Below are 14,606 nucleotides of genomic sequence, written 5' to 3'. Positions count from 1 at the left end.
AGCAAGGATTCCATGGCTTCCGCCCAACAAAAGCAACAGCAAGCCCTCGCGACCGTAGAGCAATCGGACTTCGCCGCACTGATCAGCCGCGAGTTCTCGCCCAAGACCGACCAGGCCCGCGAGGCCGTCGATCTCGCCGTCAAGACCCTGGCCGAGCAGGCGCTCGCCAGCGCGTTCACCATGAGCGACGATGCGTACAAGAGCATCGAGGCCATCATCGGCGCCATCGACACGAAGCTCTCCGAGCAGATCAACCTGATCCTGCACCACGAAGCCTTCCAGAAGCTGGAGTCGGCCTGGCGCGGCCTGCATCACCTGGTCTCGAACACCGAGACCGATGACAAGCTGCGCATCCGCGTGATGGATGTGTCCAAGGAGGACCTGCGTCGCACGCTGCGCCGGTACAAGGGCATCGGCTGGGACCAGAGCCCGTTCTTCAAGCGCATCTACGAAGAGGAATACGGCCAGCTCGGCGGCGAACCGTACGGCTGCCTGGTCGCCGACTACTACTTCGACCACACCCCGCCCGACGTGGAACTGCTGGGTTCGCTCGCCAAGATCTCGGCGGCCGCCCATGCGCCATTCATCGCCGGCGCATCGCCGTCCGTGCTGCAGATGGACTCGTGGCAGGAGCTGGCCAATCCGCGCGACCTGTCCAAGATCTTCCAGAACCAGGAATACGCGCCGTGGAACAGCCTGCGCAACTCGGAAGACGCACGCTACGTGGGGCTGGCCATGCCGCGCTTCCTGTCGCGCTTGCCATACGGCATCAAGACCAACCCGGTTGATGAATTCGACTTCGAGGAAGACACCGACGGCGCCGACCACCGCAAGTATGTGTGGAGCAACGCCGCCTACGCAATGGCGGTGAACATCAACCGCTCGTTCAAGCTGTACGGCTGGTGCACGCTGATCCGCGGCGTGGAGAGCGGTGGTGTGGTGGAGAACCTGCCGTGCCACACCTTCCCGACCGACGATGGCGGCCTCGACATGAAGTGCCCGACCGAGATCGCCATCTCCGATCGCCGTGAAGCCGAGTTGTCGAAGAACGGCTTTATCTCGCTGGTCCACCGCAAGAACACTGACTATGCGGCCTTCATCGGCGCGCAGTCGATGCAGAAGCCGGCCGAGTATTACGACGCCGACGCGACGGCCAACGCCAACCTGTCGGCACGGCTGCCGTACCTGTTTGCCTGCTCGCGCTTCGCCCACTACCTGAAGTGCATCGTGCGCGACAAGATCGGGGCCTTCAAGGAGCGCGAGGACATGCAGCGCTGGCTCAACGAATGGATCATGAACTACGTTGACGCCGACCCGGCCAACTCCTCGCAGGAGACCAAGGCCCGCCGTCCGCTCGCGGCCGCCGAAGTGGTCGTCGAGGAAATGGAAGGCAACCCCGGCTACTACAGCGCCAAGTTCTTCCTGCGCCCGCACTTCCAGCTCGAAGGCCTGACGGTGTCGCTGCGACTGGTGGCGCGCCTGCCATCGGTCAAGGACGCCGCCTGAGCGTCGTCCGAGGCCTGAAATGTACCGGTAGTCCCGCATCAGGCACCCCCGCCCCTGATCCCTTGGGGGCGGGGGCCTTGTTGTGGCTCTTGTCTGCAGTACCTGTCTTAACGTGAAGGAGTTTTGCAATGGCACAGGACATTTTCCTGAAGATCAACGGCATCGACGGCGAGTCGCAGGACACCTCGCACAAGAACGAAATCGAAGTGCTGGCCTGGGACTGGAGCATCGAGCAGCAGTCCACCATGCACGCGGGTAGCGGCGGCGGCGCCGGCAAGGCGACCGTGTCGGACCTGTCCTTCGACCACTTCATCGATCGCGCTTCGCCCAACCTGATGAAGTACTGCCTGACCGGCAAGCACATCAACGAAGCGGTGCTGGTCGTGCGCAAGGCCGGCGGCAATCCGCTCGAATACCTGAAGCTCACCATGACCGACGTGGTCGTCACCAAGGTGAGCCCGAAGGGTTCGGTGGATGACGAGTTGCGCATGCGCGAGAAGGTCTCCCTGTCGTTCTCCAAGATCAAGCAGGAGTACGTGGTGCAGAACGCCCAGGGCGGCAGCGGCGGCGCCGTGACCGCGGGCTACGACATCAAGGGCAACAAGGAAGCCTGATTGTCTTGACCGTGCCCGCCGGCCACGCTTGACGTAGCCGGCGGGATCGCTGACCTGATCTGACCATCAACGGACATGGCTCTCTCACTGCGCTTCGATGACCTCTGGCATGCCTATCCGAAGCCCGAGCACGGCGACGAGGCCGCCCTGCGCCGGTCCCGGCTGGCTTTGTTCCGCCAGATTGGCTGGGAAAGCCGCGTTGACGATCCGGCCTGTGAGAACGCCTGCGCGATCCGAATGAGCCTTGCGTTAATGGCGTGCGGCGTCCATGTGGACGGCAACGATCCGATTCTGCTCGGCCGGTACAAGGGCATGAAGATCGAGACCAGCCGGGCACGCCTGGCCGAGCGGCTGAGCGGTCCGGCTTACCTGGGCGCCCCTCGTCGGCTCGATGTCACGAACCTGCGGGGTCTGATGACATGGACCGAGCAGGGGATCATCGCCTTTGACGAGACGCCCGGCTACGACGGCGGGCACATTGACTTGCTGCGAAACGCCTGGCTGGCCTCGGCGTTCGAATCGCATGACCTGAATCGTGTGCTGGCAGCTTCGACGCGGCGCATGGGGTGGCGCATGGCGTGGCGCGACAACAAGCTCGGCTACGAGGACATGGGCTACGCCGACACGGCCGATGCGGATGGCAGCTACGGGTTCCGCTCAACGCTTTACTTCTGGCCACTGGCCTGAGAGATGACCTCATGAGCATGCGAAATGATGTGGAGAACCTCATGGGAAGACGGCGCCGGACAGTCAGCGTCTCCAGTGCAGCCATCCCCGATCTGCTCGGGCAGCCGCAGCTGGAATTTGTGCGGCTCTCCGGCCATGAAGGCTTGAGCGAACTGTTTACCTACAAGGTCGATCTGCGAGCGGTCTCGCCAGCGGCCGAGCAGTTCCTCGCCGAGGCGGACCCCGATGAAATGATCGGGCGCGAGATGACGGTGACGATCGAGCTCGATGGCATGGGCACGGGCCTGCTGGGCGGTGTTGGTGCCGGGCAGCGGGAGATCACCGGTGTCATCTCGGAGATCGAACAGGTTGGCGGCGCTGCGGAGAATCGCCTGTACCGGTTCACGTTGCGGCCCTGGTTGTGGCTCGCCACACAGACTTCGGATTTCAAGCCCTTCCAGAAAAAGACAGTCATCGAGATCCTGGATGAGGTCCTGGCGGACTATCCGTTCTCGGTGGAGAAGCGTCTTGACGTATCGATCTACCCCAAGCTGGTCTGGGAAGTGCAGAGCGGGGAAACCGATGCCCATTTCATCCAGCGCCTGACCGAAGAATATGGCATCACGTACTTCTTTGAGCACGACGGCGGGCACCATCGGCTGATCCTGGCCTCCGAAACGGGCGCGTATCGCAGTTTCCCCAGTGAGGCCTATCACACGCTGCCCATCTATCCGCATGGATTCAAGGTGGATCAGGAACATCTGGTGCGCCTCGACCCGGTCAACCGCTTGCGCACGGGCAAGGTCACGCTGAAAGACTATGACTTCCGCAAGCCGCGGGCGGACCTGACCACCGACAACAGCCAGCCACGCGAAACCGGCTTTGCCGACTTTGAGCGCTACGAGTACCCGGGCGACTATGTGGAGCCGGCGGTAGGCGACATGCGGGCGAGGATCCGCATGGAAGAGCGCCGTGCCCGGGGCCGGCGCGTGCGCGGTGTCGGTGCCTTGCGCGGCGTGGCGCCGGGCTGCACCTACACGGTGAGCAATCACGGCAATCCCGCGTTGAACCGGGAGTTCCTCGTGACCAGCACGACGTTCGACCTGGAGGACGTCGGCGGCGAGTCCGGCAGCCGGCAGCGGTTTGCCTGCCGCGTGGCTTTTGAAGGCCATCCCACCGACGAAGTCTTCCGGCCGCCGCGTACGGTCGGCAAGCCGCGCGTCGCCGGCCTGCAGCGCGCGGTCGTGACCGGGCCGAAGAACCAGGAAATCTGGTGCGATGAGCACGGGAGCGTGAACATCCAGTTTGAATGGGACCGCTATGGGAAGCACGACGAGAACTCTTCACCGTGGATTCGTGTCGTCAACGGCTGGTCCGGCGAGCAGTTTGGCGCCATGCATATTCCGCGTATCGGCCAGGAGGTCATTGTTGCCTTCCTCAACGGCGATCCGGATTGCCCGCTGATCGTCGGGCGGGCACCGAACCAGCTCAATATGCCGCCGTGGGCGCTGCCGGGGCAGCATGCGCTGTCGGGGATTCGAAGCAAGGAGTTGTTTGGCGGGCGCCACAATCACCTGTTGATGGACGATACGCAGGACCAGATACAGGCGCAACTGTCCTCCGATCACCAGGCCTCGCAGCTGAATCTGGGCTATCTGACCGGGGTGCCGGACAATGCCGGGCGCAAGGACAAGCGCGGCGAAGGCTTTGAGCTGCGCACCGACGGCCACGGCGCCGTACGCGGCGGGAAGGGCTTGTTCTTTACCGCGGAAGGGCAGGCCGCCGCAGTGGGTGGGCACCTGTCGCGCGACGAGTTCATCCGCTGCATGGAAGCGGCGCTGGAGGCGGCCAGGTCGTTGGGCGACTATGGCCATGCGCATGAAGGGTTGGCCGCCGACACCGAGCCGCAGGCCAGGCTCACGCAGGCCGTCAAGGAATGGCACGCTGGCGCCAACAATCATCAGGATGCGCCAGGCGAGGGAGGTCAGCCCCTGATCGGAGCCTATGCGCCGGCGGGTATGGCGTTCGCCACGCCCAGGGTGCTGACTACCTATGCCGGCAAGCATATCGACACCGTCTCCAGGCTCAACCAGCACCTGACGGCGGGGCAGCGGTTCATCGTCAACGCGGGTCAGGGGATCAGCAGCTTTGCGCACAGCGGTGACATCCGCACCCTTGCCCACAAGGGCAATGTCATGACGCAAGCGCAGGGCGGCAGCGTCATGACCAATGCGTTGAACGACATCACGATGACGGCCACCCATGGCGCGATTCTGCTCAACGCCAAGGCCAGCATCACCTTCATGAGCGGCAATGCGGGTATCCGTATCGCCGATGGCTGCGTCGATGTCTTCGGGCCGACGCGCGTGCACCTTAACACCGGAGACTTCGACGTGCCGGGCGCGCAGAGCATCCATGGTGCCTTGCCGCGATTCGAAGCCGCCGATACGGGCCGCTTGTTCCGACTGGTGCGCCCGCTTGACAACCAGCCGGTGGCGAACATGCCTTACCGGATCGTGAAGGCAGACGGCAGCGTGGTGACGGGAGTCAGTAATGCCAAAGGCGAAACGGATCTCTACGCATCCGACGCGGCGGAAGCGCTCTCGATAACGTTCGGTAAAGAGCCGTCCGGCGATGGCGGACCGGTTGCCGTGCAAATGCCGCAGGCAGGGGCGAACGGCGAGGGGACTGAACGTGCATAGATTCTCAGCTGGCGCGGATCGGGACGTCTCCGAGGGCCGGTTGCGCAATGTTGACCGCGAGAAGTTTCCCGCTCAGCCCTGCCATGACGCACCGCCAGCTTCCGTCCACCGCCGCCATGTCATTTCCATTGCATCGTGAGCCACACATGATCCAACAAGCCGACTACAGTGCCGAATCACTGACCCTGCCCGGAAGCCCGCGGCAGGATGTGGATTATCCCGCGCGCCTGCCCGGCGTGGTGATCTACGTGCATGGCGTCAACTCCATGGGCGAATGGTTTGACGACAGCGAGGCCGGGCTGTGCGCCGGCATCAACACCCGGCTGCAGCGCAACACCGATCAGGTGTTCCGCCTCAGGGGCAGCGGGCAAATGCAGCCGGCCATCTATCAGGGGGAGCTGAGCGACGACGGCTTCATTCCCGACGATCTGAGTGCCGACAGCTTTGTGCAGATGGATGGCTACAGTCCCGTGATCCGCTTCCGCTGGGGCTACAAGGCCAGCAAGGAGGAGCTGGCGACGGTGGGTGGAAACATCCTGCTCGATGAGGCGGACGCCTGGGGTGGCGGCCCGTTCGCCAACGGCTGCTCGGCACTGCCCGACATGTTTGGCGGCGGTGTCGATACCGGGCTGTTTCTCGGGGTGGCGTTGCAGGATATGAACCCCAGCGACCGGCTGATCTATGACTGTCCGCCTCGCCACTACCAGGCCTTTGCCGCCTGGCGCCTGGCCAAGCTGGTGGCGCGCGTGCGCGAGCTGCACCGCGCCCGGTATGACGGCAAGGACTGCCCGGTCACGGTGGTCTGCCACAGCCAGGGCAATATGATCGGCATCGGCTCGGCATTTTTCGGGGCCAATCACCCGGATCTCGGGGGGCTGGGCGTGGCGGATACCTACGTGCTGGCGAACGCGCCCTACAGCCTGCAGAAGATCAGGGTCGACAATTTCTCCCAGTACGACCTGACGACCATGCGCGGACGGGTCACGCATGAAGCGCGGGCCCAGAGCCTGGCGGCCTTTTTCGACATGGTGCGCAATGGGCCGGGTAAGCATGCCGATGACAAGGAAGTCAATCGCGAGGTCATGAACTGCGCCCCGCGCAACGGCGACGCGGCATGCAAGGCGGACAAGGACCGGACTGCACGCGCCACGCGCAAGCGGGTCTTTCTCTACTGCAATCCGCACGACCGGGTGATCTCGGTGTCGACGGTGCAGGGCATGGGCTGGCTGGGCCTGAGCCCGGATGAAGTGAAGGCCACCAAGGCCGAGGGCGTGCTGTACCAGCGGGTCTGGGCGCAGGCGGTCCTGCCGGGCGGAGAGCCGTTCAAGGTGGGGGCCTGCTCCGGATTCGGCTACAACTACTGGAAACATACGATCGGGGCCCGGCTGGAGAAAAACCAGTTCTGGGAGCCCCAGGCCGACCGGCTGGGCATCCAGATCCAGGAGATCTGGGAGGACCCGCGTGGCAGCGTGCTGGGCAAGGCCGGGGTGACTCTGCTTGGCGGCTTCGCGCATCTAGTGCTCAAGGGCATCACTGCCGCGGGAGGCAAGGTGGCGTATGTCAACGCAGACCCGGAGAAGCAGTGGTCGGTGGAGGTCAACGCGCCCGCGGTACCCAGTGGTGGCATCGAACCCCGCGCACTCTACCTGGCGCGGGGGAACGGACAGAAACGGGAAGGCGAAACCCCGAGCGGGCTCAAGACGGCCACCGGCGCGGACGACCCGCGCGTGAGAGGGCCATTCAACCGCCACAAGGAGTCTGCCGCCGATGCCTTGAAGGCGGCCCATACGTCGGGCAGCGACGACCCGTATGCCGGGCAGCGTGCCAGCGGACATGGCGATGCCGCCAGCGAGGCCGCAATGCGCTACGACCAGAACGCAGCCATCCGGCAGAAGGCGCGGCGGCATATCTATGCCGAGGATGGGAGCCTGCAGTCGGACTCGCCCTACAGCGAGGCAGATGTGAAGAAGCTCAACGCCAAGCAAAACGGCGAAATCGGGAACACCAGGTTTGGGGACTATGCACAAGAGACCCGCATGGGCCTGTTGGCCAAGGGCGTGGACCAGCAGGCCACCAACCACTCGACCATCCTGACCAACCCGGCGCATAGCGAACACGTGCTGGCCTATGACGTGGATGTAGGGGTGTGCTACTTCAACGCGGCGGAACTGAATCAGTTGCGGCGTATGGCCGATTGGCGGTGGTGCATGCCCAGGGAGGATGACGTGGGTAGTGACAAGGACAATGAATATCAGTACTACGCGTCTGCAGCGATAGGTGGCACGAACCTGAGGGAATTGCCCAAGTACAACAGCCAGCTAGTCGGAGAGGGGGAGGGGAATTGCCTTGATACATTGCGGATCAATGGCGAACGCAACACCTGGCCGCTGCAGGCCAACAATGACGCGGGTGGCAATGGCCCCCGCGTCGCCTAGGTGCCGATAATGTGCCTGCTGCCCAATTCGCGCCGTCTCCGAATGCGCCTTGCCGCCAGGGTCGTGACGTGCCTCTGCCTAGTTCTATCTGCCTGTCAGTCCGGATCCCACATGTCTAACTATTCTCGCAAGCCCGTGGCATGGCCGCGCCCGTCAGCGGCTGCCGCCAATACCGATCCCTCGTCCGCGCCGGCCGCGCTGGTGCTGGGGGTGCAATGGCTGAACCCGCTGATGCGTCGCAGCTACCCGACTCAATGGAACCTGCTGTGGGCACAGGGGCTGGCGCAGCCCAATGCAAACGACACGGAGGCCGCGCGCTTCAAGCTTGGGGATGCCGTGGGCCGGCTGGTCACCGGGATCAGCCCGGGCAGGCGCGTCGAGGACATCCCGAATCTTCAGATTCGCTATAGGAAGGGCTTGGGCAATTTGCTCGATATCCCACTTCGTACGCTCGATACCTACGCGAGCGACCCAGATTATTTTTATTCGGTGCGCCAGGGGACTGACCGGCCGGACTACATGGACACGCGCGTCTTTGCGGGTATGGCACAGCGCTGGATCGGCACGCCAACCTATCTCAGCGAAACGCCGAATTCGACTGAACGCGAGGTGCTCTGGATGCAGAGCCGCGCGGGTGTGCCAGCGCCAAGTGTGATCGCCTACGATGCGGCACACGCGGAGGAACGCATGCGCGACTACTGGGTCACCATGCATATAGGCCTGGATGGCAAGCCAATGCGCGGAGTACCGGCGTCCGAGGAGATGATCATCGGCGAGCGGACCCTGACCATCAACGCAGCGCGCCGACTGGTGTTCGATCGTGTGGCCTTTGCGGCCTCGTGCAAGAGCGTGCTGCTCAATCCGACCGGCAAGCTGCCCACGGTGACGGTGGCAGCCGGCACGGAAACCGTGGGCTTCTATACGCTCCGCGAAGCGCTGGCCTACCTGCAAGCTAATCCGAAGCGCCTGGTATGGGTCTGGAACATGGACGCACCCAACTATCCGCTGGGCGCGCAGACCAACGAGAACTCGGCCTTCCTGATCCTGGGGCATCCCAGTGCGGACTGGGGCTACGCGCCGCTGGCGGCCATCTACGCGCCGCAGCAGCGCGAGGGCGGCATCCACGCCAACGCGGCCAATCCCGGCGGGGCATGGAATGACCTGCTCAAGGCAGCGGCCGCGCAGGCGCCGCAGGCCAGCCCGGTGCAGCGGGTCTATCACGACGTGCATCCCAAGTCGCCGCAGATCGTGGCGCAGACCCGGGCCTTGCGCGAGGCGCTGCACCGTCAGTGGCCGGATCTGGACCAGGCCGATGCGGTGCACAGCGTATCGGAGCAGATGGTGGGGCCAGCCGGCGCGGCCAGCTTCGCCGTCAACGCGGCGTTTGCGGCGGCCTACGCCAACCAGAGCGGCAAGAGCGCGGTGGTGACCAGTCTGGCCAACCCGGACGATGCATGGGCGGTGCTGATTGCGCCGCCGCCGGGCTGGCAGCCGCAGCCGCCGGTGAAGACATGGGACCGCGCGCGTGGCGAGGGCAGCGCGTACTGGCCGTGGTTTGGCAAACGAGCGGGGTGACAATGAGGCAAAGGGATATCCGCACCCTCGTGCATCGGGGCAGGCAGGCATCAGGCAAGAGCCATCTTGTCGCGCGCGTGTGCATTGCGACAAGTGTCTGTTTCTTGCTGGCCGCTTGCAAGTCGTCCGGCGTCAACTATTCTCGCAAGCCCGTCGCATGGCCGCGCCCATCAGCGGCTGCCGCCAATACCGATCCCGCCACCGCGCCGGCTGCGCTGGTGCTGGGGGTGCAATGGCTGAACCCGCTGATGCGTCGCAGCTACCCGACCCAATGGAACCTGCTGTGGGCGCAGGGGCTGGCGCAGCCCAATGCGGACGACACGGAAGCGAAGCGCTTCAAGCTTGGGGACGCCGTGGGTCGGCTGGTCACCGGGATCAGCCCGGGCAGGCGCGTCGAGGACATCCCGAATCTTCGGATCAGTTATGGGGAGAGCCTGGGCGATTTGCTCGATAACCCACTTCGTACGCTCGATACCTACGCGATCGACCCAAACTACTTTTATTCGGTGCGCCAGGGGACTGACCGGCCGGACTACATGGACACGCGCGTCTTTGCCGGCATCGCGCAACGCTGGATCGGTACGCCGACCTATCTCAGTGAGACACCAACTTCGAGTGAACAGAGGATGTTGGGCAAACAGAAAGCGGCCGGCGTGCCGGCGCCAAGTGTGATCGCCTACGATGCGGCACACGCCGAGGAACGCATGCGCGACTACTGGGTCACCATGCATATAGGCCTGGATGGCAAGCCAATGCGCGGAGTACCGGCGTCCGAGGAGATGATCATCGGCGAGCGGACCCTGACCATCAACGCAGTACGCCGGCTGGTGTTCGATCGGGTGGCCTTTGCGGCCTCGTGCAAGAGCGTGCTGCTCAATCCGAACGGCAAGCTGCCCACGGTGACGGTGGCAGCCGGCACGGAAACCGTGGGTTTCTATACGCTCCGCGAAGCGCTGGCCTACCTGCAAGCCAATCCGAAGCGCCTGGTATGGGTCTGGAACATGGATGCCCCCAACTATCCGCTGGGGGCGCAGACCAACGAGAACTCGGCCTTCCTGATCCTGGGGCATCCCAGTGCGGACTGGGGCTACGCGCCGCTGGCGGCCATCTATGCGCCGCAGCAGCGCGAGGGCGGCATCCACGCCAACGCGGGCAATCCCGGCGGGGCATGGAATGACCTGCTCAAGGCAGCGGCCGCGCAGGCGCCGCAGGCCAGCCCGGTGCAGCGGGTCTATCACGACGTGCATCCCAAGTCGCCGCAGATCGTGGCGCAGACCCGGGCCTTGCGCGAGGCGCTGCACCGTCAGTGGCCGGATCTGGACCAGGCCGATGCGGTGCACAGCGTGTCAGAGCAGATGGTGGGGCCAGCCGGCGCGGCCAGCTTCGCCGTCAACGCGGCGTTTGCGGCGGCCTACGCCAACCAGAGCGGCAAGAGCGCGGTGGTGACGAGTCTGGCCAACCCGGACGATGCGTGGGCGGTGCTGATTGCGCCGCCACCGGGCTGGCAGCCGCCGGTGAAGACATGGGACCGCGCGCGTGGCGAGGGCCGTGCGTACTGGCCGTGGTTTGGCAAACGAGCAGGGTGAGAAACGGGATGCAGGGACGGTAGCCCAGGCTGCCGTGTAGAAACCAGATAGACAGGAGTCTTTCATGTCCGCAGACATCATTACAGTAGGCGACATCACCACCCATGGCGGCGTGGTGATCAGTGGTTCGCCGACCAGCAGGATCAAAGGCAAAGCGATTGCCCGCCTGGGCGATCTGGTGCGATGTCCGCAGAGCTACCCCGACGGGCGCCCGCACGGCATCAACCGGATTGTGCAGGTGGCCGGGCGTTACAAGGTGGGCGGCATACCCGGCGCCTGCGCGGGCGACCTGACCGAATGCGGCTGCGCGCTGATCGGCAGTCATGAGGCGCGGGCATGAAGGCATTCATGAAGCCATGGCGCATGGCCCCGGCGGGCGCCGGATGGGTTCGCTGGCAGTCGGCAGCCGGCGTTGTGCTGCTGTCGCTTGCTGCCTGCTCTACCACGCCCGCCCAGCGCGAGCAGATGAAGCTGGATCTGGCGGTGACCGCCAAAGACACCGTCAACCCCGATGACAAGGGCAGGCCGTCTCCGGTCCTGGTTCGCGTCTATGAACTCAAGACCGACGGCGCCTTTGAGAATGCTGACTACTTCTCGCTGGAGACGGCAGACAAAGCGCTTCTGACGCAGGATCTGCTGGCGCGGGACGAGTTCATCCTCCGTCCCGGCGAGTCACGGGACATCGAGCGCAAGCTCAACCCGGATACGCAGGCCCTCGGCATTCTGGTTGGCTACAGGGAGCTTGGCAAAGCTACCTGGAGAGCGGTCCACAAATTGCCACCGGCGCCGGAAGCGGCGTGGTATCGAACGGCAATTCCCGCGCGCAAGGTCAAACTGCAAGTCTCGTTGGACCAGCAGACCATCACCATTTCCAAACCTGATTGAATTCATGAGCTGGTATAACAAGGTCATCTGGAGCGAAGGACTTTTCCTGCGCCCACAACTCTTCCAGCAGCAGGAGCGCTATCTGGAGCACTACGCACACAAGCGCAGTGCTGCCCTTAGCCCGTTCTTCTGGGGGTTCCATCAATTCGCCATTGATACCGAGGCGCTGGCGCTGGGTAAGCTGGTGGTTTCAGGGGTTGCCGGCATCTTCCAGGACGGAACACCGTTCGAGGCGCCTGGGCATGCAGCGTTGCCGGCGCCACTGGCGCTGCAGCATGAACACCTGGATCAGATCATCTATCTGGCGGTACCGATTCGGACGCCAAACGCCGAAGAGACGAATTTCGAGGATGGCGCGGATTCCCTGGCACGGTATCGAGCCTTCGAGAAAGAACTGCTGGACGCAAACTCCATTGCGCAGGGGCCGAAGCTGGTGCAACTGGCGAACCTGCGTCTGCGGTTGCTCCCCGGGAAGGAACTTTCAGAGTCCTGGCTTGGACTGCCACTGGCCAAGGTGACCGAGATCCGGGCAGACGGCAGTGCCCGGCTGGATGCCGGCTTGATTCCACCGGTCAACGTCTATACGGCCAGCACGCTACTGAATACCTGGCTTACCGAGATCCACGGCCTGCTGCACTTGCGGGCCGATTCCCTGGCGCAGCGCTTGTCCGCAGCCACCATGCGCGGCGGCGATGCAGCGGAGATATCCGAATATCTGATCCTCCAGCTTCTGAACCGGTACGAGCCGATACTGACCCATCTGCTTGCCGCGAAAGCGGCATCGCCGGAGCTTCTCTATGTACACCTGGCGGCGCTATCGGGAGAGTTGTCGACTTTCGTGCGTACCGATACGCGGCGGCCTTTGCGGCTCGATGCCTACCGTCATGATGCCCCCCACCTTTGCTTGAAGCCATTGATCGAAGATCTGCGCTTCCTGCTCAATGTGGTCCTGGAGCGGGCGGCCCAGCGCATTGACCTTGCGCCGCGGCCAAACGGGATCCGGCTGGCCGTGATTGACCCGAACGACTTCAAACGCTTTGGCACCTTCGTGCTCGCCGTGACCGCTCAAGTTCCGGCGGACGTGCTGCAACAGCAGTTTCCGGCGCAGACGAAGGTCGGCCCTTCCGATCGCCTCGCGGGCCTGATTCACTCTCACTTGCCCGGCCTGCCGTTGCAAGTGCTGCCCGTGCCGCCACGGCAGATTCCGTTCAATGCCGGCCACATCTATTTCGAGCTCTCGCAGCAACATCCGCTGTGGGAGCAGATTGAGCGCTATGGTGGCCTGGCGATGCATGTGGCTGGGAATTTCCCTGGGCTGCGCATGGAGTTGTGGGGGGTGCGACAATGAAGAACCAGCCGACGTTCTCCGCAGATAGTCCGGTCGGTGATCTGGCCGGGCAAGCGCCTTCGGGGACGAATCAAGCGGAACCGCATGCCGCGCAGCAGGAGCCAGCGCCGCGCACTTTCCATAAGCCGGTCGAGCAACGGGTCGAAGACATCTTGCGCGCAGCCAACCCGCTGCTGGCTGCGGCGAGGCCGCTGCTGCGCGCGTTGGCGGACCTGCCGGCATCGCTGCGGCAAGACCAGATGGTGACCCTGAAATCGCTTCTGGTGCGGGAAGCACAGGATTTCCAGGCGATCTGCGAGCGCGCCAATATCCGGCGAGAGCACATCCTCGCGGCGCGCTACAGCTTGTGCACGGCGCTGGACGAAGCGGCCAATGGCATGCCGTGGGGCCAGCATGCGTGGGCTGACAACAGTCTGCTGATCCAGTTGCACGGCGAGAACGGCGGTGGCGAAAAGGTGTTCCAGGTGTTGGGCCGCCTGGTGGACTCCCCGACGGAGCATCTGGACGTGATCGAGGTGATTTATCACGTGCTGTCACTCGGGTTCCAAGGCCGCTATGCCGGCCACACTGATGGCCATCGTCATCTCGATACGATCAGGCAAAAGCTCCTGCACCTGATCAGTGGCGCGCGCGCGAGCGTGCCGCGCGACCTTTCGCCGCATTGGCGCGGCGCGGATGCCGGCCGGCTGAGCCTGTTGCGCACGGTACCGGTTTGGGTCACGGTTTCGGTCCTGGCCCTTGCGGTCTTTGGCCTGTTTGCCTGGTACAAATACCAGCTGCTGTTCCGCACACATGATCTCGAGCAACAGATCCTTGCCATTGGGAAGATCACACCGCCGGAGCCGCCCAAGGCGCTGCGCCTGGCAGAGTTGCTCAAGGACGAGATTGCGCGTGGGGTCGTCAGCGTGCAGGAGGATGCGACGCGTAGTGCCGTGACCTTCCGCGGCGACGACATGTTCGGCGGCGGGCGGGCCGAGGTAAGCGGCAAGATCTTGCCGCTGCTGGACAAGGTCGCAGGGGAGATCAACAAGGTCTCCGGCAAGGTGACCGTCATCGGCCACAGCGACAACGCTCCCATCAAGACGGCCAGGTTCCCCTCGAATCAGGCGTTGTCCGAGGAGCGTGCCGCGACCGTGACGGAGTACCTGGCCAGCAAGGGCGTGGCCAAGGGGCGCCTCGAAGCCATTGGCAAGGGCGATACCGAGCCACTTATCGACAACAAGACGCCGGCAGCCCGAGCGAAGAATCGCCGGGTTGAGATCGTCGTTACGCAGTGACCGGGGTCAAGG

At 64.1% G+C, this 14,606-nt stretch carries 11 protein-coding genes; all 11 read left to right on the top strand.

The window, feature by feature from the left end; translation table 11 throughout:
- Nucleotides 1–12: 12 nt before the first annotated feature.
- The 11 genes from tssC to tssL all read left to right on the top strand — a co-directional run bounded on the left by tssC (nucleotide 13) and on the right by tssL (nucleotide 14,594).
- The gene (tssC, locus tag AC07XB_RS17950; protein ID WP_492373356.1) at nucleotides 13–1,506 is read left to right on the top strand and encodes a type VI secretion system contractile sheath large subunit; all 1,494 of its coding nucleotides are present in this window, start codon (nucleotides 13–15) and stop codon (nucleotides 1,504–1,506) included.
- 128 nt (nucleotides 1,507–1,634) lie between these two features.
- Nucleotides 1,635–2,120 carry an Hcp family type VI secretion system effector gene (locus AC07XB_RS17945; protein ID WP_043344077.1) on the top strand — a complete coding sequence of 162 codons (486 nt, stop codon included), beginning with the start codon at nucleotides 1,635–1,637 and terminating at the stop codon, nucleotides 2,118–2,120.
- Nucleotides 2,121–2,195: 75 nt separating this feature from the next.
- Nucleotides 2,196–2,807: a T6SS effector amidase Tae4 family protein gene (locus AC07XB_RS17940; RefSeq protein ID WP_492830623.1), complete on the top strand. Its 612-nt coding sequence runs from the start codon at nucleotides 2,196–2,198 to the stop codon at nucleotides 2,805–2,807.
- A gap of 11 nt (nucleotides 2,808–2,818) precedes the next feature.
- Nucleotides 2,819–5,488: a type VI secretion system Vgr family protein gene (locus AC07XB_RS17935; protein ID WP_492830646.1), complete on the top strand. Its 2,670-nt coding sequence runs from the start codon at nucleotides 2,819–2,821 to the stop codon at nucleotides 5,486–5,488.
- 146 nt (nucleotides 5,489–5,634) lie between these two features.
- Nucleotides 5,635–7,923, top strand: a complete 2,289-nt coding sequence (locus AC07XB_RS17930) for a T6SS effector phospholipase Tle3 domain-containing protein (RefSeq protein ID WP_492830624.1) — start codon at nucleotides 5,635–5,637, stop codon at nucleotides 7,921–7,923.
- A 9-nt stretch (nucleotides 7,924–7,932) separates the two neighbouring features.
- Nucleotides 7,933–9,498, top strand: coding sequence for a hypothetical protein (locus AC07XB_RS17925; RefSeq protein ID WP_492830625.1), 1,566 nt, complete (start codon nucleotides 7,933–7,935; stop codon nucleotides 9,496–9,498).
- A gap of 2 nt (nucleotides 9,499–9,500) precedes the next feature.
- The gene (locus tag AC07XB_RS17920; protein ID WP_492830626.1) at nucleotides 9,501–11,084 is read left to right on the top strand and encodes a hypothetical protein; all 1,584 of its coding nucleotides are present in this window, start codon (nucleotides 9,501–9,503) and stop codon (nucleotides 11,082–11,084) included.
- A gap of 64 nt (nucleotides 11,085–11,148) precedes the next feature.
- Nucleotides 11,149–11,424 (top strand): PAAR domain-containing protein, encoded by a 276-nt coding sequence (locus AC07XB_RS17915; protein WP_492830627.1) that lies wholly within the window; start codon nucleotides 11,149–11,151, stop codon nucleotides 11,422–11,424.
- Complete coding sequence (gene tssJ / locus AC07XB_RS17910; RefSeq protein ID WP_492813122.1) at nucleotides 11,421–11,969, top strand: type VI secretion system lipoprotein TssJ; 549 nt, start codon at nucleotides 11,421–11,423, stop codon at nucleotides 11,967–11,969. Before AC07XB_RS17915 ends, tssJ begins: the two co-directional genes overlap by 4 nt.
- Nucleotides 11,970–11,973: 4 nt before the next feature.
- Nucleotides 11,974–13,317: a type VI secretion system baseplate subunit TssK gene (gene tssK, locus AC07XB_RS17905; protein WP_492830628.1), complete on the top strand. Its 1,344-nt coding sequence runs from the start codon at nucleotides 11,974–11,976 to the stop codon at nucleotides 13,315–13,317.
- Nucleotides 13,314–14,594 carry a type VI secretion system protein TssL, long form gene (gene tssL, locus AC07XB_RS17900; RefSeq protein ID WP_492830629.1) on the top strand — a complete coding sequence of 427 codons (1,281 nt, stop codon included), beginning with the start codon at nucleotides 13,314–13,316 and terminating at the stop codon, nucleotides 14,592–14,594. The genes tssK and tssL overlap by 4 nt, the downstream gene beginning before the upstream one ends.
- Nucleotides 14,595–14,606 lie beyond the last annotated feature (12 nt).

This window comes from Cupriavidus sp. GW821-FHT02F09 (assembly GCF_059421605.1).
This window is presented reverse-complemented; position numbering and strand designations above follow the sequence as displayed.

Excerpts from the sequence above, each read along its gene's own strand:
- tssL (WP_492830629.1), top strand. The coding sequence starts at position 13,314 with ATGAAGAACCAGCCGACGTTCTCCGCAGATAGTCCGGTCGGTGATCTG.
- tssC (WP_492373356.1), top strand. The coding sequence starts at position 13 with ATGGCTTCCGCCCAACAAAAGCAACAGCAAGCCCTCGCGACCGTAGAG.
- AC07XB_RS17915 (WP_492830627.1), top strand. The coding sequence starts at position 11,149 with ATGTCCGCAGACATCATTACAGTAGGCGACATCACCACCCATGGCGGC.
- AC07XB_RS17930 (WP_492830624.1), top strand. The coding sequence starts at position 5,635 with ATGATCCAACAAGCCGACTACAGTGCCGAATCACTGACCCTGCCCGGA.
- AC07XB_RS17935 (WP_492830646.1), top strand. The coding sequence starts at position 2,819 with ATGAGCATGCGAAATGATGTGGAGAACCTCATGGGAAGACGGCGCCGG.
- AC07XB_RS17940 (WP_492830623.1), top strand. The coding sequence starts at position 2,196 with ATGGCTCTCTCACTGCGCTTCGATGACCTCTGGCATGCCTATCCGAAG.
- AC07XB_RS17920 (WP_492830626.1), top strand. The coding sequence starts at position 9,501 with ATGAGGCAAAGGGATATCCGCACCCTCGTGCATCGGGGCAGGCAGGCA.
- AC07XB_RS17925 (WP_492830625.1), top strand. The coding sequence starts at position 7,933 with ATGTGCCTGCTGCCCAATTCGCGCCGTCTCCGAATGCGCCTTGCCGCC.
- tssK (WP_492830628.1), top strand. The coding sequence starts at position 11,974 with ATGAGCTGGTATAACAAGGTCATCTGGAGCGAAGGACTTTTCCTGCGC.
- AC07XB_RS17945 (WP_043344077.1), top strand. The coding sequence starts at position 1,635 with ATGGCACAGGACATTTTCCTGAAGATCAACGGCATCGACGGCGAGTCG.
- tssJ (WP_492813122.1), top strand. The coding sequence starts at position 11,421 with ATGAAGGCATTCATGAAGCCATGGCGCATGGCCCCGGCGGGCGCCGGA.